The following is an 18426-nucleotide window of genomic DNA, read 5'->3' as shown; positions in this document are numbered from 1 at the left end:
AGAAGAAGCTTCGAAAGAATAGACATAAGAACAAGTAACCTCTAAAAATATCATTACGCTTTTTAGAGGTTTTCAATAATCTTGTATCCTTCTCGATTATACCGGCATACCGGTGTATAAAGTATATAAGAGGGATGTTTTGTGATTTTGCAAGATTATTACAGGCGTATTGTTCTATCGCTTTTATTACGGTGAGAAAGGGCTTTGTTGAGTATCTTCACAGCCCTTTTTTTATGTACCCGGCAGTTCACTGAACATATACATGGATAAAAACGTACTCTTATCAATACGAGAACCGAAAGACCTGCAATCTCTTTCAAGAGAGGAACTTCGTATATTAGCGCATGAGATGCGCAGCATTATTTTGGAAACGGTAGGCGCAAACGGTGGACATCTTGCCAGTAACCTCGGAGTTATTGAATTAACCATTGCGCTGCATCGGGTATTTTCAAGTCCCAATGATGCAATCATCTGGGATGTGGGGCATCAATCCTATCCTCATAAGCTCCTAACCGGAAGGTATGATAATTTTTCGACACTCCGCTTAAAGGACGGTCTCGCAGGATTCCCAAAACGGGAAGAAAGCCCCCATGATGCATTTAATACGGGACATGCCTCCACCTCAATTTCGGCCGCCGAGGGGATTCTTATCGGGCGAAAGCTGCAGCACCAAAACGGAAAGGTTATCGCTGTTATCGGTGATGGGGCTTTAAGCGGCGGCATGGCCTTTGAAGCACTCCTAAATGTTACCCCGTATACAAAGAATCTGGTTGTTATCCTTAACGATAATAAGATGTCCATTTCTCCGAATATACGAGCCGTTTCAGAATACCTCAGCCGTTTAACCGTGCGGAAAGGATACCAGCAGTTTAAGTACATCTTTGATACCGCTGTCGGCAAAATTCCGTTTTTAGGCAGGCGTATTAACTTTTTGATTCACCGGTTAAAGCGGGGCGCCAAGGGGATTTTTTACAGGAACAATCTTTTTACCGATCTCGGATTTGAATATGTCGGGCCGCTGAACGGGCATAACGAAAAAGAACTTGAAAAAGTATTCCGTAATGTCAAAAATATTGATGCACCGGTGCTTATTCATATTGAAACAAAGAAAGGGAAAGGCTACCCGCTCGCAGAAGACGATCCTTCCGCTTTCCACGGTATCGGACCGTTTAATATTGCCGATGGGAAAATTGAAAAAGCGAGTAGCAACTCTTTTACCGAAGCATTTTCTCATATTATCACTGACGAGGCGGCAAAACGGGACGATATTGCCGCAATTACCGCTGCAATGGCGCAGGGGACAGGACTCCAGCAGTTCCAGCAGCAGTTTCCCGATCGTTTTTTTGATGTCGGCATTGCCGAACAGCATGCGGTAACTTTTGCCGCCGGACTTGCTGCAGCCGGTTTACGGCCTATCGCAGCCATTTACAGTACGTTTTTGCAGCGGGCAATCGACCAAATCATCCATGACGTTGCATTGCAAAAACTGCCGGTTATCTTTGCGATAGACCGTGCGGGAGCGGTTCCCTATGACGGCGAAACCCATCAAGGTCTCTATGACATCTGCTTTTTACGCAGTATTCCCAATATGACGGTGCTTGCTCCCGCCTCGGCAGCGGAAATGCGGGCGATGTTTGAATGGGCATTGCAGTTGGATGCACCGGTTGCAATACGGTACCCTAAAAATACATGCGCAGCGGAATGCCCTGCATTTTCGCTTCCGATGGAAACCGGCCGCGGCGTGTTCACCGTAACGGCGGAACACAGCGATGTACTGCTGGTATGTACCGGCGGTATATACCCGGAAACAGCCGAAGCGGCAGCACTCCTTAGACAAAAAGGGATATCCGCTGATATATACAATCTCCGCTTCTTAAAACCCATCGACGAAGCTTTTTTCTTGGAAAAAACCCAAAAATACCCAGCCGTACTCTTTATCGAAGACGGCGCATATATCGGCGGCGTCGGGCATTATCTGGAAGGTCTGGTTCAAAAACAACTTTCAGACATAAAAACCGCAGTATGCGCTTTTCCCGACATGGTCTTTATGCAGGGCTCGCGGCAGGATGTCCTTGAATGCGCCGGACTAACCGGTGAGCAGCTTGCCAAAACGGCAGCGAGTCTCTGCCGTTAAGATACGAAACAGCAATCGCACAGCCCTCCTTTTAAAACGCAGATGCGCCGCCCCCAGCGCTTTTGCAAATAGCCTGTCCGGCAGTGTACATCCGTGTACACTGCTGGACGCGAGTTTTTGCTCACGCAAAAACATCGCTACTGCTTAGCTACCCCGCCATCCATGGCGGTAATGATACGTTGAGCGGCGGCACGGATGCCGCTCACCTTAACCGTCAAGTTTTCTTTCGAAAACTTGCGTATTGATGTGTGCGCTTTTCGCGCACGAATGCAACAGTTTCCAAAATTCATATTTTGTTCAACTGTTGCATTTTGAGGAAATAAAATTTCGCACATTTTTCCAGCAAAGGGGGAAACACATCAGGCAAAATAGATAAAAATCGCGGAAAAATTGAGACTGTGAGACCATTTGAACCATCTTCAACTGTTGTACATCCGTGTACAACAGTTGAAGGCGAGTTTTGTGTACGCACAAAACATCGCTGCTGTATGGAACTACTGCCATCCTTGGCAGTTCTGGTCGAATAGTCTCAATTTTTCCGCGGGGGTGTTAAAAAAACGGCCTGATGCGTTTCCCCTGCATATTTTCAAAAGCATCCTTGTAAATTTGTGGAAATGCTTGTACAATAAATACAAGCATTTGCTTTTTTTGCAGGTAACTTTGGGCAGGTATTATGGAAGTAAAGAAAGAGCGGTTCGGGATGCTGTCATCGGGAGATGCGGTATCGATTTTTACGGTTTCTAATGGCACAATGTCGTTTTCGGCAATCGATTACGGCTGCTGTATTACCGCGATTTTATTACCCGCAGCAAAGGGCGGATATGACGATATCGTGCTCGGTTATTCAACGCTCGAAGGATATATCCGCAATAAACCTCATTTCGGTTCTATTGTCGGACGATGTGCAGGCAGGATTTCAAATGCCCGCTTTTCTATAGAAGAAAAATGCTATACACTGACCCGTAATTCAGGCGGAAAACACTGTCTGCACGGCGGCTATCCTGCGTATGACCGGCAGCTGTGGCAAGCGGAACCTATTTCCGGCAACGATGAGGCGGGCATCCGTTTTTCCAGAATAAGCCCCGACGGAGAGCAAGGCTTTCCCGGTGAAGTTCGGCTGACCGTTTCGTATACCCTCAACAAAAACAATACTATCACGCTTCGGTACGAAGCTCATACAACAAAGACAACACCAATCAATCTGACAAACCATACCTATTTTAATCTCAATCCTGCCGGAATGGAGGCGGACGGCGGCTATATTTCGGCTTTGAATCATCAAGTACAGCTTTTTGCAAGCTGTTATGCAGAGGTTGACGCTTTGCTTATACCGACCGGTAAGTTGGTGCCGGTAGCAGGGACGCCGTTCGATTTCCGTACGCCGAAGCTGTTATCGCAGGATTTTGCTCAATTGAAAAACGGCTATGATGACACATGGCTGCTTGATGCAGACAGCACGGACAACGTTCCGCTTGCTGCGGTTGTAACGGAGCCGGCGACAGGCAGGGCGCTGCGTATTTATTCAACACAGCCGGCAATTACGATGTACACCGGAAATTTTTTAAACGGAGAGCAGGGAAAGAACGGCGATGTGTACAATAAACATTCTGCTGTGTGCCTTGAAACACAGCATATACCGGATTCGCCCAATCGTCCTGAATTCCCTTCCGTATGGGTGCATCCCGGCGAAGTATATCGGCACGAAACGCAGTGGCGCTTTACCGTTTAGCGGTAAGGAGTAAACAGCGCACAATTGGGAATAGATACTATCGGGGTTATAACGATACCGGATAAATGCTATACTTATAGTTGAGATTGATATAATAGAAACTGATTGAGCCTGTTATAGAATCGATACAAACAATATGACGATACATACATAAGAGAGGTGAGTTGATTATGGAAGTTCAGTTACAGGATCTTGTTGAAAAGATCAAGCAGGACGGTATTGCTTCTGCTGAACAGCAAGCTGCGGGTATCATTGCCGAAGCGAAGAAAAAGGCAAAGGCTATCGTTGCGGATGCGGAAAAAGAGGCTGAAACCTTGTTGAAGAAGACTGAAGTCGAATCCCAACGGTTTACAAACGCTTCGGAGGCTGCCGTTAAACAGGCTTGCCGCAATGCGCTCATCGCCTTTAGAGAAGGAGTTACCGCTTCTCTCGATGCCCTCATCAAAGCGGAAACCGCAGCGGCATATAACAGCGATGTACTCAAGGCGCTGATTCCCGAAGCGGTCAAGGGCTGGATTAAAACAAACGAAGCCGATATTTCCGTTGTTCTTTCTCCCGAAGATGCGCAAAAGCTGGAAAGCGCTTTGCTTGCTGCGTTTAAGAAAGAAGTTGAAAAAGGCATCGAGGTTAAATCCGATGCACAGCTTGCAGGCGGCTTTAGAATCGGGGTAAAGGACGGTTCGGCATACTATGATTTCTCTGCGGAATCAGTCGCCGATTTGTTCTCCGCCTATATCAGCTCACGCGCTGCACGCCTGTTGAAGGATGCGGTAAAGGAGTTATAAGGAGTGGCTTCATACTATTATTTGATGGCTCAGCTGCCGTCAATTATGCCGCACACCGATCCGCCGCTTTCTTACGCGCAATTTAAAGAGCTTGCCCTGCGGTTTTTAACTGAAAAAGATGCCGCCGTGCTGGAATCTTTAACACTTGTTCCGCCCCGCGAAGCTGTCCATACGGCTTCTGCTGTGGTGAACGAATGGTATGCGTTTGAACAAGAGCTGCGGTTTGCGCTTGAACAAATGCGCGCTGCAAAGCTGAAACGGGATGAGCGGATTGCTCCGGCAGAAACACCCGCTTCCGCCTTTGATATCGGCGCTATTGTGCGCGGGGTTTCCAACATCGATGATCCCTTAGCGGCGGAACGGTATTTGCTGAATGCGCGGCTTGCGGCGGCAGATCAGCTGCGGAAACTGCATTTCTTTGATAGCGAAGCGGTTTTCGGCTATGGAATTGTATTACTGTTGAGCGAACGGGCTTCAAAATTTAAGATGGAAACCGGCCGCACAGAATATCACTCAATTTATACACAAATTCTCGGAGAAAAGATATGAGAGGAACGAAAGGAAAGGTAGTCGGTATTAACGGGAATATGGTCAGCGTTGAGTTTGACGGTCTGGTTACGTTAAACGAAGTTGGCTACGTCCATATCGGCGACACCAAATTGAAGAGCGAGATCATCCGTATACGCGGCTCCGTTGCTCAGATGCAGGTATTCGAAATTACCAAGGGTATCCGCGTCGGTGATGAAGTTGAGTTTACCGGCGATCTCTTGTCGGTTGAACTTGGGCCGGGGCTGCTCGGCAGAGTGTATGACGGTTTGCAGAACCCGCTCCCCGACCTTGCAGAAAAGGCGGGCTACTTTTTGGAGCGCGGTATCTATTTGAATGCGCTTTCTACCGAAGCAAAATGGGATTTTACACCGGTTGCACAGGTCGGCGATACACTCGTGCGCGGCGATGTGCTGGGAACGGTGCCGGAGGGGAATTTTACCCACCGGATTATGCTTCCCTTCGGTATGTACGGCACATACACGCTTTCTTCCATTAAACCGGCAGGACAGTACACCGTACACGAAACCATTGCGGAAGTAACCGACGAACGCGGAAAAAAGTATCCGCTTACAATGAGCTTCCGCTGGCCGGTAAAGCGTGCAATCGACTGCTATGCCGAACGGCTCAAGCCTTCCGAAACGCTTGTTACCAAAATCCGCACCGTAGATACCTTCTTCCCGGTAGCAAAGGGCGGAACCTACTGTATTCCGGGGCCGTTCGGCGCCGGTAAAACCGTTTTACAGCACGCAACCAGCCGTAACGCAGAGGTTGATATCGTAATCATCGCCGCCTGCGGTGAGCGCGCCGGTGAAGTTGTAGAAACCTTAAAAGAATTCCCTGAATTGATCGACCCCCGCACGGGACGCACCCTGATGGAGCGGACGGTTATCATCTGTAATACATCGTCGATGCCGGTTGCGGCGCGCGAAGCTTCGGTTTATACCGGCGTAACCCTTGCCGAATACTACCGCCAGATGGGGCTTGACGTTCTGCTCCTTGCAGACTCCACCAGCCGCTGGGCGCAGGCCTTGCGCGAAATGTCCGGACGCTTGGAAGAAATCCCCGGTGAAGAAGCCTTCCCCGCCTACTTGGAATCCTACATTGCAGCGTTCTATGAGCGCGCCGGTATTGTCCGCTTAAAGGACGGCAGCAAAGGCTCTGTAACGATCGGCGGTACGGTTTCCCCCGCAGGCGGTAACTTTGAAGAGCCGGTTACGCAGGCAACGCTGAAAGTTGTCGGTGCCTTCCACGGACTTTCCCGCGAACGCTCCGATGCCCGTAAATATCCCGCCATCCACCCGCTCGATTCATGGTCAAAATACCCGAGCGTACTCGGCACAGCGCAGGTGGAATACGGCAGAGGAATGCTCCGCCGCGGTACCGAGGTCGAACAGATGATGAAGGTTGTCGGTGAAGAAGGTACCAGTATGGAAGACTTTATCGTCTACTTGAAGGGCGACTTCCTCGACGCGGTTTATTTACAGCAAAACTCCTTCGATAAGGTTGACGATGCCGTTTCCGTAGAGCGTCAGCGTTATATTTACAAACTGATCCTGCGCATATTGGGCTCTCAGTTCTCCTTTAATACCAAGGATGAAGCCCGCGCATACTTTAACAAGCTGCGCCAGTCCTTTATCGACTATAACTATTCGCCGTGGGAATCGCCGGAATTTAAGCAGCACGAAGCAGCTATTACCGGGGCGCTTTCCGATAAGGCAACTGGGCTGGATGAAAAAGCGGCAAAACTCATAAAAGAAGCGGAGGCACATCATGAAGAAAGTGTACAGTAAGATTGAATCCATTAACGGTTCGGTTATAACCGTCAAGGCTGAAGATGTGTCCTACGGTGAGCTTGCGCAGGTTCAGACAAGCTTTGGCACCTCGCTCGCGCAGGTCAATAAGCTGGATAGAGGGCTTGTTTCGTTGCAGGTATTTGCAGGCGGACGCGGTGTTTCCACCGGTGATGAAGTACGCTTCCTCGGCAGGGAAATGCAGGTAAGCTTTTCCGATGACTTACTCGGACGTATCTTTAACGGTTCGGGAGAGCCGCGCGACCAAGGCCCGATGCTCAAAGATAATATGGTAGAAATCGGCGGTCCGTCCGTAAACCCGTCCAAGCGTATTATGGCAAAGCGGATGATCAGAACCGGTATTCCGATGATCGACGTATTCAACACCCTCGTGGTTTCCCAGAAGCTGCCGATTTTCTCAAGCTCCGGTGAACCCTACAACGAACTGCTCGCACGTATCGCAATGCAGGCTGAGGTTGATGTCATCGTACTCGGCGGTATGGGACTGAAATACGACGACTACCTCTATTTTAAGGACACGCTGGAAGAAGCAGGCGCGCTGAGCCGCACGGTGATGTTCGTACACACCGCCGCCGACCCGACGGTAGAATGTTTGATGATCCCCGATATGTGTCTTGCAGTCGGTGAACAATTTGCACTCAAAGGCAAGGATGTCCTCGTCCTTTTAACCGATATGACCAACTTCGCCGATGCGATGAAGGAAATCGCCATTATACAGGAGCAGGTTCCGTCAAACCGCGGTTATCCCGGCGACCTTTACAGCCAGCTTGCCGCCCGCTACGAAAAGGCGGTTGACTTTGACGATGCAGGTTCGGTTACCGTTCTTGCCGTTACCACCATGCCCGGCGACGACGTAACGCACCCCGTTCCCGATAACACCGGATATATCACCGAAGGTCAGTTCTACCTTAAACACGGACGCATCGAACCGTTTGGAAGTCTTTCCCGTCTCAAGCAGAACGTCAACGGCAAGACCCGTGAAGATCACCGTGCGCTCATGGATAATATGATCAAGCTCTATGCTTCCTACAAGGACACGCTTGAGAAAAAGTCTATGGGCTTTATGATGAGCGAATGGGACGGCAAGCTGCTGAAATACGGTGAGCTTTTTGAATCCCGCATGATGGATTTGTCGGTAAACATTCCGCTTGAGGAAGCGCTCGATAACGGATGGAAGATTCTTTCGTCCTGCTTTACTCCTGAGGAAACCGGTATTAAGTCCGATTTGATCAAAACCTTCTGGCCCAAGGATGCGCAGAACAATCCCTCCGCGGATTAATGCGTTTCCTTCTATATTATAAGGAATAGCGATGGCTATTAAACTGACGAAAAACGAGCTGAAAAATCAAAAAGAATCGCTTAAGATGTTCCAGCGGTACTTGCCGACGCTTCAGCTTAAAAAACAGCAGCTGCAAACCGAAATCCGCACGATTGAGATGCATGCAAAAGAGGTTCGGCTGAACCGAGACGCGCTGCACAAGGAGTTTGAGCAGTGGATTGCCGTCTTCGGTGAAGCGGGAGTCTTTACGCCTGAAATCCTCAAAGTGAAAGAAGTGCGTACTTCGACGGGAAATATTGCCGGTGTTTCGATACCGGTATTTTCCGGGGCGGACTTTGAACGCAGCAGCTACGATCTTTTTACAACGCCGCTCTGGCTCGATATTGCTTGCGACCGGATGGAGCGGGTTTTATCGCTCGATCTTGAAGCCCAAATCCTCGACGAACAGGTTGCACGGCTCAACAACGAACTGCGTACCACAACGCAGCGGGTCAACTTGTTTGAAAAGGTAAAGATACCGGAAACAAAGCGGAACATCAAAAAAATTTCCGTGTATCTGGGAGATCAGCAGGTAGCGGCGGTTGTGCGCGGGAAGATTTCCAAGAAAAACTTGGAAAAGAACGCTTCGGATGAGGAGGAGACAGCATGATTTTACCGATGAAAAAACTGACGCTCCTTGTGCTGGATTCTCAGAAAAAGGCGGCGTTAAAAACACTGCGGAACTTCGGTGCGGTGCATATTGAGAAGGAAGCCGCTTCAAGCGATACCTTGACGGAATTGCAGAACACGTATGCGAGAGTTCAGCAAGCGGAAGCGTTGATTACCGAATCGCAGCCGAAAAAAGCTGAAAAAACAAAGACTGGACCGCTCACATTGAACCGAAATGACTTATTGCAGGCAGTTGACGAAATTCTTGAGCTTAAAGACCAAGAATCAAATACACGGGCTGCAATCAATAAGCTAACCGGCGACATCGAAGCATACAGTTCTTGGGGTGATTTTGATCCCGAAGATATACGCAGCTTTGAAGAAAATGGCATCTATTTGACGATGGGCGAACTTTCGGAAAAATCCTACGCAGCCTTGCCCGAAACGGTTAAAACGGTGAGACTTGTAGGCGGCAAAAAAACGGTACGCTTTGCGATTGTTTCCGAAACTGCTGACGTGCCTACAGACCTGCCGTCCGATTTTACTCCGCTTATTTTACCGGAGATGCGGCTTTCTGCAATGAAGGCTGAAAAAGAACGCTTACAAAAGCGGCTCCCTTCATTCAAGGCTCGGATTGGGGCGCGGACGGACTTGCTTGCACCGTTAAAGGCAGAGGCAAAAAAGCTTGCAAAAGAGATTGAGTTTGAAACCGTCCATGCCGGTATGGAAGTAATCCCGCTTGAGGAAGATACGGCGGCTGCTTCCGGTACCGATAGCTCGGTAACGCTTGCCGCATCCGGCAATACTGCAAATGCTGCAGCCGGAAATGCTGAAAAAGAGCCGATCCGGCTTGCGCGGCTTTCCGGTTATATCCTTGCTGAAAAACAAGCGGATTTTGCAGGGCTTGCAAAGGCAAATGGCTGGGCGTTTATTGCAGATGATCCTGCTGAAGAAGATGCCGTCCCGACTGCAATGCGGCATAACCGGTTTGTGCAGCTGCTTACCCCGCTGACGGACTTCCTCGGTACCGTGCCGGGCTACCGCGAACCCGATATTTCGCTCTGGTTCCTGCTCTTTTTCGGTATCTTCTTTGCGATGATTTTTGGGGATGCAGGCTACGGCGGCATCCTCGTGATCTTGTCGCTGATCGGAATCGTCAAAGCAAAAGCGAAGGAGCAGCCCGCTCCGCTCGCCATGCAGATGTTCCTCTACCTCGGTGTCCTCACCGTTATCTGGGGAACGGCAACCTGCAACTGGTTCGGCATCTCGGTGGAGTACATCCCCGCATGGCTGAAAAACCTATCCATACCGGCTATCTCGAACGCGACTGAGGCGACTGTCAGGAATGCCAACTTGATGCAGTTCTGCTTTACACTCGGTCTTATTCAGCTGACAATCGGACATCTTATTTCGATTGTGCGGAATATCCGTTCCCCGCAAATACTGGGGCACATTGGTTCGATTGCAATGCTGTGCGGTATGTATGTCGTGGTGTTAAGCCTTGTTGTCAGTCGTGAGCGGTATCAGATTAATCAGCCGGTACTTATTGCGATCGGCTGCGGATTTGCGCTCAACTTTATTTTTTCAAATTATCAAACCGGTATCGGGCAGAGTATTGTTGACAGCCTTAAAAATATCATCACGATGTTCTTAGGGGTGGTAAACGTCTTTGCCGATATTATGAGCTATATCCGCCTTTGGGCAGTCGGGCTTGCAGGTTCTGCAATCAGCGCGACAGTCAACCAGATGGCGGGGCCGGCACTCGGCAGCTTCCTCATCTTTTTGGGTGTGCTGCTGTTATTCTTCGGACACGGTTTAAACTATATTATGAACGTACTTTCGGTCATCGTACACGGAGTGCGGCTTAATACATTAGAGTTTTCAAACCATGTCGGGCTAACGTGGGCAGGGTTCAAATACGAACCTTTTGCAGAATAATTAAATAAGAAGAACAACTTCTTATCGTGTAGATTATCAATTTGGAGGATTTCAATGAGTTTTGGTATGTTTGGTGCAGCAGCTGCACTCGGTATTTCGGCATTCGGATCGGCATTAGGGCTTGCTATCGCAGGACAGGGCACAATCGGAGCATGGAAGCGGTGTTATTTGAATAATAAACCGGCTCCCTTCATCCTCCTCGCATTTGCAGGCGCCCCGCTCACGCAGACTATTTACGGTTTCTTGCTGATGAACACAATGCTTACTTCAAAAGCGGATCCGTGGTTCCTGTTAGGTGTCGGTGTTGCGTGCGGTCTCGGTATTGCAGCTTCCGCTATTGCCCAGGGCAAGGCTTCCGCAGCAGGTTCTGATGCGCTTGCGGAAACCGGTAAGGGCTTCGGTCAGTACATTACCGTTGTCGGTCTTTGCGAAACCGTCGCGTTGTTCGTTATGGTTTTCGGACTGATTAACTGCTAAGCCGTAGCTATTAATTACTTAAAGCAGCACTGACTATTCCGTGTCGGAATTAGTCAGCGCTGCATTTCCCCTAAGGAAAAATGCACATGAAAAAAAATATAGTATTCTGTTTTTTTGCTGTCGCTATTCTTTCAAGCTTGTTTGCAGGTCATGATATAATTTTGGCACCCTCCGTGGGATATACATATACCAATGCCTTTACAGTGAAAAATCCTATCGATCCTTCATCGGAGAATATCAATTATTTTAAGGCTCACAACGGTTACCTTGAATTTACGGTTGGACTTATTTTGAACAACGGCTTTACCTATATTGAAGATGCCGGATTCGCAGCCGGTCCTGCGTATGTTACAGATGACCAAATACGTGTTCCTTCTTTCTTTTTTATATCCCGCTCTCTGCTAGGGTATACTTTCAAGCCTACACAGAACTTGTACATTAATCTTTTAACAGGGATCGGATTAACCTGGGGATATCCGCAGGTGTTGCAAGTGGGTATGCCGATTAATATAGGCTTTTTTTGTTTTTTTAATAAAAAAAGCGGCTTAAACATAACAGCAACAGATATGGTTGGAATCGGGTTTCCGTCTTTTTTAACAAATGCCTTTACCGTCAAAATAGGGCCTATTTTTAGACTGTAGTATTATCAACTATGCTGATGAAGCAGCATTTTTGTTCACCGAACCCTATGCTCCTGCCTTTTTTAACTGTCCAAAGTTTTCAAAGTTCTTCAGTCATGGCTTTTTCGACCGTGCAGAGAATATTTTCGTAGTCGGTACAGTCCACGAGCTCTGGAACATCGCCATCTTTTCACATATTTTTTTTCACTTTTTTTCCAAAAACATAAAAATTATTAGCCGAAACGCCGTTGATGTCGCATAAAAGGGGCATGAATCTTATAAAATTTTATCACGGCATCAAGCGTATGCCGACCCTATTGTGTATGTTTGTTACCCTCTTCGGATGCGTTTCTACGCAAGTCCACGGGCAACAATCGCTTTTTGACCGGCTAACCAATGACCGTTTTATATTCGGTCTACAAAACGGCGAGGAATACGATATCGATGAATACTCCAATGAAGATTCCGATGAGGATTCCGGCGCCGAGACGGATGAACACAATTTCGATAAAGCTTCCGAAACCGGATCGGAAACAGGCGGCGGACAACAGACGGGCGAATCAACTGAGCAGCAACCGGATAAAGCGCTTACCCAACAAACGGACGAATCGGTCAAACAACAAATAGACAAAGCAGATTCCTCATTGGACGTACAACAGAATGATAAGGCTGATGCAAAACACACAGCCCCGGAACGCGACTATTTTTTCCGATATGTACACAGTGTTCATAAAGGCGCCCGGATTTCTGCCGGACTCAGCGGACGCGGCTACATCGGTTATTTACAGCTTGAATCACCGATGCCCGTACCCTACTTTGAACTGTCGGTGAGGAATTTCGGTGTCGGGCTGTATCCGCTTGCAGCACTGCAATCTTCTTTTCCTAAAAAAAATATCCCGGCGCTTTTCCTCGGTGCAGGAAGCCTCACCTTTGACAGTTTCTTAAAAGCAGCACATTTTACCGGCTTTTCAAAAACAAAAGCAAACTACGGCGGAGTCAAATTTCCGCGGGAACAGTTTATCGGTATCGGGAGCGGGCAAAAGGCTGTTCAATATGGGGTTGAAGTATACGGCAGCGGATGGAACGGAGTTTTTTTTGCAAGCCCCGAACCAAAGAAGCAGCGTATGCGGTACGGTCTTATAGGCGGCTGGCGTATGAATCAGAAAAAAGCTGATATCAACTTTGCCGTTCAATATCTTACCGCTTTTATGCCGGAATTGGTTAGGGAGGTAAAACCATCTTCCGCAGAGTCCTCAGGCATATATGGTGAAGATATCCGGCAGCGTTACCACACGCTTTTCGGTCTTAATGCTGTTTTTACTCATCCGATTGTCTCATTTTCGACAACCGGTTTTTGCAGCTATGCGGCAGACAAAACCGTTTCCGGCGCGGTACAAGCCGAAATCGATGCTTGGTATCGGTATGCGGGTATACGAACCGGCGGCAGCTATACCGGAGCGCGCGCCGTCAACTGGGATGGGAAGCAGCAAAACGAACAGATTACCGCTTTTATTCAGCCGCACTTTAAGGTCGGTCTTTTCTCGCTGTCCGCGCTCTATGGGTTCAGTATGGAAGATAGAACAATGCTGCATAACGGCGGACTTATTACACAGGTAAAACATGAAGTAATCCGTTGGAAGGCAAGCTGGGATTACCGCAATGAACTGCATACTATTAAAACGGAACTGATATGCATAAGCAAACCGAAATGGTTTAACGGCGTTCAATGGTTCCAAAAAGCAGCTGTCGGAGCTTCCGTTGAATTACAGGACAAAACCGCCAATCCGTTTATCTTAAAAAAGTATGCTATCCATATAAACGGTCATTTCTGCATTACCGACGGTGTTTTTTGCGGTATCGCCGGTTCGTTTTCGCAAGCAGTACGGAAGGAAGAAACCGAAAATGAGCGCCTTATATACCTGCAAAGTCCCGTGTACGGCGGCGGCGTATATGTCAGTTTTAAGCGAGACGGTATCGGAAAGGTACACTCCGGCAAATTGGAAGTTTCGGTAAGAAATGAAAAGCCGTATTACGATGTTAAGCTTGTGTATCAGATTCGCGGAAAGTGAAAAGCCCTTGATACACGTATTACTGAGTTTTGCTGTATACATTTAAAAAGAAAATGATATAATAGCTCAATTTATGAAGGAAGCGTACCATATAATTTTTCTAAATAATAGAGGAGCACATATATGGGGGTATTTTTACTAGTAACGATAAAGCTGCTCATCGGCTTCTTTGCAATGGTAGTAATCATAAACATATCAGGAAAAGGAAATTTAGCGCCATCATCAGCCAGTGACCAAATTATAAACTATGTGTTCGGTGGAGTTATGGGAGGCGCTATTTACAACAGTAGTGTTCGAATACCTGATTTTATTGTTGTTTTGTGCATTTGGTGCGTCTTTGTTCTATCGATGAAATGGGTAAAGAAACGTAATCTAAAGGCTAAGCAGCTTATAGACGGCAAGGCGTTAATTATAATCGATGACGGCAAAATAGATATCACAAATTGCAAGAAGGCTCGGTTATCGGCTCACGATGTAGCTTTTAAACTTCGTACAAATGGCATTTACTCATCAAAGGCTGTAAAGAGAGCTTTAGTCGAACAAAACGGGCAGTTCATTATCATACAGGCTGGTGAAGAAAATCCCAAGTTTCCCATTATTACGGATGGTCAGGTACAAAGTGATATTCTTAAAGTAATCGGGAAGGATGAAGAATGGCTTCTTGATGAACTAAAAAAGCAAGGTATAGGTGCATATAGCGACGTATTTTTAGGAGAATACGTGGACAAAACTTTGATAGTAACTCCGTATCAATAACGACAAGCTATGCCCTTAAAGAAATAAGAATTTTACCGTTTGCCGTATCTCACAAAAGATATATTAATTTACGATAATCAGCATTGCTCCGCTATCTTCTGAGCGGCGGCAGCGCAATCCAAGCCGGTCGTATCGATGATAAGGTTGCAGCTCCTGTGGTACAGTTCGGTGCGGCGCGTATACAATTCGGTAAACAGATGCCGAGCTTCCGCTTTTTGATCGGCAGGTAGAAAGCGTAAGAAAGCCGGATAATACCCTGTTTGCAGTGCATCGCGCGTCAGGCGTTCAAAAAGTACCGCTTCCGTTGCATAGAGGAATACCCGCAGCGGTATCGCCGCAACGATGGCAGACGCTTCGACATTATCGCAGATGCCGCCGCCCGCTGCAATGACAGCACAGTTTTCTACGGTTGCCCCCTGCCGTTTCTCAGCGGAGCCGTCGGTTGGCAGGGGCAAAGGTGTAGAGTGCCGCAACGGCTCGTCTGCAAAGGCACCCCAACCGCAGTCATGTAGAGCGCAGCATTCACGCAGGGCAACAGCTTCCGCAGCATGTAATGCGGATACCCCTCCTTGACGGCAAAGCTCCCGCGGCGTTAAACCGGTACGAACGCGGATAACTTCATCGGTGTCGTAAAAAGAGCAGCCGAGCTGTTCGGCAAGGAGTCTCCCTACGGAAGTCTTTCCTGAACGGCTCAAGCCTAAAAGTATCATGAAGTTCACGATAGCGGCAGTGCTAGGCACTTAACGGATGCGGTGAAGGACAATCGGGTTCGGGCGGTGTGATAAAGTGCAACAGCATTTTCAGCTTTTTAATCGCAGCGGGGAGCGCAATCCGCAGCGGACGGGGATGCGTATCATCAGGGTTCAGCGCCAAAAGACTTGACGAAGCGGCGCCCATATACGGCGGAACAGCACCGAATAATCGCATCATCTCCTCTTCTCCATATTGCCGTCCCGTTTGAACATCTTGCACCGTACCTGTCCCGTTGACAGGGGTACCGGAAATTCTGCCTGCTGCGTTACCGGCAACTACGGAAGGCTCCATATACCGGCACGGCTTCCAGCGGATACACCTGTCTTTACCGTGATCACCGGAAAAACCGAATAACCGGCATATCAGACACCGTCCGCCGTACACCGTGCAGTGATACGGGCTTTCGGGGTCAAACAGAACGCAGCCGTCGCCTCCGATAGAAGCATCACTGTCAGCTTCGGCGATGCGGTCTGCCCGCTCGCTCTGATTTTCCAGCATCCATGCTGCGAGATACAGCGCTTCAGCCTCATATACTTCAGGTTCAAAATGAACACAACAACTACCGCAGCCGTCAGGGCATTGCATGGGGCTCTTTGCCTTCCATATTTTTTGATCTGCGTCTATATCATTATACAACGAATCAACTGCCGTCAAAATATCATAGATCATAGTACCCGCAAATTTTTCCGCTTCTTTTATCATATCGTAAATTCTTTTACCTTATTCGCCAATATTTCGATACTTTCTTTATTTTTTTGCACCAGATCATTTACTTCTACAACGGCATTATTTATTTGAATAGCACCGGCAGACATCTCATCCATGCTGTTGGTAATAACCTGAGTCAATCCATCCAGTTTATTCATCTCCCGTGCAACTTCTCCGCTGCCCGAAAGCATTTCCGATGAACCGGCTTGTACCGTATTCGTAGTAATATTGATATCTTTAATCGCTGCCAATACTTCTTTATTCGCATTCATCTGATCTTGCATGGAACGCGTAATAAAGTCTTCCTGATCGGAAATTCTGGTCGCAAGTTCATATACCTTATCAAAGGTCTGTTCGGCACCGTTACCGGCAGCTATCAGCGTACGAATAATTTCAATAGATTCTTTCAGAACACCGCCGATTTGCTTTCCCTGTGCATTTGATTCTTCCGCAAGTTTACGGATTTCATCGGCAACAACCGCAAAACCTTTTCCGGTTTCTCCCGCATGGGCGGCTTCGATAGCGGCATTCATTGCAAGCAGGTTTGTCTGGCTTGCAATATTCTGAATGATCACACTTGCCTCCAAAAGCGAATCGGAGCGCTCCGCTATTTGCTGAACTACCGAGTTTGCCGTCTTAGCGCCGTTCTTCCCATCAAGAGTCATCGAATACATCTCTTTTATCAAATCATTATTTTTTTCAAGCGTTTGCGTAATAGTAACAATATTTGCAGCCATTTCTTCAACTGCAGAAGAAGAGTGCGCAACTGAATTTGCTTGTACTGTAATCTCTTTATCCAGTTCTTGAATTTGTGCAATAATATTTTCAACTACATTGCCGGTTTTTTGAACACTTGAAGCCTGGGTTTTTGCTTGCCGCTTAATACTTTCCACATTTGCGCTGATTTCGTTTATTGCACTTGCCGTTTCGGACATATTATTGTAGAGATCATCTCCCACATGCTGCATTGCCTTCGATTCATGGATAAGCGAATTAATCATACCGGCAACCTTATCCATTGTCGTATTAAAATCGATCATCAGACGGCCGATTTCATCATTTTTCTTAATGTAAAACCGTCCGGTCAGATCGCCGGATGCCATTTTTGCAAAGATAAGCTGCAGCTTTCGGAAATATCCTTTTACACGTTTTGAGAACCAGAAAATAAGCCAGAAAAATATAATCAGCATCCCCGTTCCCACTGCGGCCATACTGATAACGATTCGGTAAAAACTTTCCAATATCTCACTATTTTGCATCAATATCGCTATTTTCCATCCCAATTCATCAATAGCAAAAACCCGTACCCGCCACTGAATATTATCGATCGTAACAACTTTCGTTTCGATGCCGATATCTTGAAAATGTTTAAGGTATTGATTAACGGTACTATCCAGCTTTGTAAACACTAAATCCCGATGCATCGGATCGGCTAAAATAGTCCCGTCATTTTGGAACAACATTACATATCCTGTCTTGCCGACTTTTATCGAATCGATAAATGAAGTAAGCTGCTCAAGTTTTACCTCAAGCCCCAGATTTCCGATAAAACGTCCTTCCGGCGATAATACTTGTCTGGAAAAACAGATAACAGGTGCACCTATCGTTGACATATATGCAGGCGTCACAATCGTATCACCACCAGCAGCTTCCGCTTGTTGATACCATATACGCTTTCGCGGATCAAACCCCGCGCTAACGGTATCATCCCACGAACTGGCAAACCCGCCCCATTTTGACCCGAAAAAGACTTCCGCGATATCGGAATATCCGTTATAGATGCGCTTAAATAGCGTTACCATCTCTTGCTCTATTTCTCCTTTCGATACATTTTTCAGTATCATATTCTGCTTTGTAACCGTATAATTATTGAGGCTGGTATCGGCAACTTGCACGGTAGGATGCTCTGCAAGCATTTTTGCCGTATTTTTATTGTTTTCCATAAACAGCATGATTGTTTGCTCTATAAGAGAAAACTGCTGAGATGAAGTTCGATCGTATTGTTTTATATTAACCTGATATAGTTGGAAACCGATTATGGCACAGGCGCATATTATTAAAATACACAGCGTAATGACACCGCTCAGCAAAATTTTAGTACGCAGAGACATATTCTTTTTTTTAGTATCCATTATTTCTCTCCTCAAATAATTAAAGAATGCTTACAGGA

16 protein-coding genes are annotated in these 18426 nt (G+C 47.3%); 12 read left to right on the top strand and 4 right to left on the bottom strand.

Annotation, left to right across the window (positions count from 1 at the left end):
• Positions 1-262 precede the first annotated feature (262 nt).
• Positions 263-2134 carry a 1-deoxy-D-xylulose-5-phosphate synthase gene (gene dxs, locus QI63_RS07385; RefSeq protein WP_044015161.1) on the top strand — a complete coding sequence of 624 codons (1872 nt, stop codon included), beginning with the start codon at positions 263-265 and terminating at the stop codon, positions 2132-2134.
• A gap of 137 nt (positions 2135-2271) precedes the next feature.
• Here the strand turns inward: dxs and QI63_RS13135 are convergent, their stop codons facing one another.
• Positions 2272-2469: a hypothetical protein gene (locus QI63_RS13135; RefSeq protein WP_044015160.1), complete on the bottom strand. Its 198-nt coding sequence runs from the start codon at positions 2467-2469 to the stop codon at positions 2272-2274.
• A gap of 338 nt (positions 2470-2807) precedes the next feature.
• Between QI63_RS13135 and QI63_RS07375 the strand changes: the two genes are divergently transcribed.
• The 11 genes from QI63_RS07375 to QI63_RS07320 all read left to right on the top strand — a co-directional run bounded on the left by QI63_RS07375 (position 2808) and on the right by QI63_RS07320 (position 14795).
• Complete coding sequence (locus QI63_RS07375) at positions 2808-3863, top strand: aldose epimerase family protein (RefSeq protein ID WP_044015157.1); 1056 nt, start codon at positions 2808-2810, stop codon at positions 3861-3863.
• Positions 3864-4033: 170 nt separating this feature from the next.
• Complete coding sequence (locus QI63_RS07370; RefSeq protein WP_044015156.1) at positions 4034-4648, top strand: ATP synthase subunit E; 615 nt, start codon at positions 4034-4036, stop codon at positions 4646-4648.
• A 3-nt stretch (positions 4649-4651) separates the two neighbouring features.
• Positions 4652-5197 (top strand): hypothetical protein, encoded by a 546-nt coding sequence (locus tag QI63_RS07365; protein WP_006187904.1) that lies wholly within the window; start codon positions 4652-4654, stop codon positions 5195-5197.
• Positions 5194-6987, top strand: a complete 1794-nt coding sequence (locus QI63_RS07360; RefSeq protein WP_044015152.1) for a V-type ATP synthase subunit A — start codon at positions 5194-5196, stop codon at positions 6985-6987. Before QI63_RS07365 ends, QI63_RS07360 begins: the two co-directional genes overlap by 4 nt.
• Entirely contained in the window at positions 6968-8287 is a 1320-nt protein-coding gene (locus QI63_RS07355) for a V-type ATP synthase subunit B (protein ID WP_016522223.1), read from the top strand. Before QI63_RS07360 ends, QI63_RS07355 begins: the two co-directional genes overlap by 20 nt.
• 31 nt (positions 8288-8318) lie before the next feature.
• Positions 8319-8936 (top strand): V-type ATP synthase subunit D, encoded by a 618-nt coding sequence (locus QI63_RS07350; RefSeq protein WP_044015150.1) that lies wholly within the window; start codon positions 8319-8321, stop codon positions 8934-8936.
• The gene (locus QI63_RS07345; RefSeq protein ID WP_044015148.1) at positions 8933-10873 is read left to right on the top strand and encodes a V-type ATP synthase subunit I; all 1941 of its coding nucleotides are present in this window, start codon (positions 8933-8935) and stop codon (positions 10871-10873) included. The genes QI63_RS07350 and QI63_RS07345 overlap by 4 nt, the downstream gene beginning before the upstream one ends.
• A 54-nt stretch (positions 10874-10927) precedes the next feature.
• Entirely contained in the window at positions 10928-11350 is a 423-nt protein-coding gene (locus QI63_RS07340; protein ID WP_044015146.1) for an ATP synthase subunit K, read from the top strand.
• A gap of 86 nt (positions 11351-11436) precedes the next feature.
• Entirely contained in the window at positions 11437-11991 is a 555-nt protein-coding gene (locus tag QI63_RS07335; RefSeq protein WP_044015144.1) for a DUF2715 domain-containing protein, read from the top strand.
• A 248-nt stretch (positions 11992-12239) separates the two neighbouring features.
• Entirely contained in the window at positions 12240-14039 is a 1800-nt protein-coding gene (locus tag QI63_RS07325; protein WP_235619653.1) for a hypothetical protein, read from the top strand.
• Positions 14040-14162: 123 nt separating this feature from the next.
• Positions 14163-14795: a DUF421 domain-containing protein gene (locus QI63_RS07320; RefSeq protein ID WP_044015140.1), complete on the top strand. Its 633-nt coding sequence runs from the start codon at positions 14163-14165 to the stop codon at positions 14793-14795.
• Positions 14796-14872: 77 nt separating this feature from the next.
• Here QI63_RS07320 and QI63_RS07315 read toward each other — a convergent pair whose 3' ends face one another.
• The 3 genes from QI63_RS07315 to QI63_RS07305 are packed head-to-tail and all read right to left on the bottom strand — an operon-like array spanning position 14873 to position 18388.
• Entirely contained in the window at positions 14873-15505 is a 633-nt protein-coding gene (locus tag QI63_RS07315; protein WP_044015138.1) for a shikimate kinase, read from the bottom strand.
• A gap of 22 nt (positions 15506-15527) precedes the next feature.
• Positions 15528-16250: a YkgJ family cysteine cluster protein gene (locus QI63_RS07310; RefSeq protein WP_044015136.1), complete on the bottom strand. Its 723-nt coding sequence runs from the start codon at positions 16248-16250 to the stop codon at positions 15528-15530.
• Positions 16247-18388 (bottom strand): methyl-accepting chemotaxis protein, encoded by a 2142-nt coding sequence (locus QI63_RS07305; RefSeq protein ID WP_052185506.1) that lies wholly within the window; start codon positions 18386-18388, stop codon positions 16247-16249. Before QI63_RS07305 ends, QI63_RS07310 begins: the two co-directional genes overlap by 4 nt.
• Between the last annotated feature and the right edge of the window lie 38 nt (positions 18389-18426).

It is taken from the genome of Treponema sp. OMZ 838 (assembly GCF_000775995.1).
Classification (GTDB): Bacteria; Spirochaetota; Spirochaetia; order Treponematales; family Treponemataceae; genus Treponema.
This window is presented reverse-complemented; position numbering and strand designations above follow the sequence as displayed.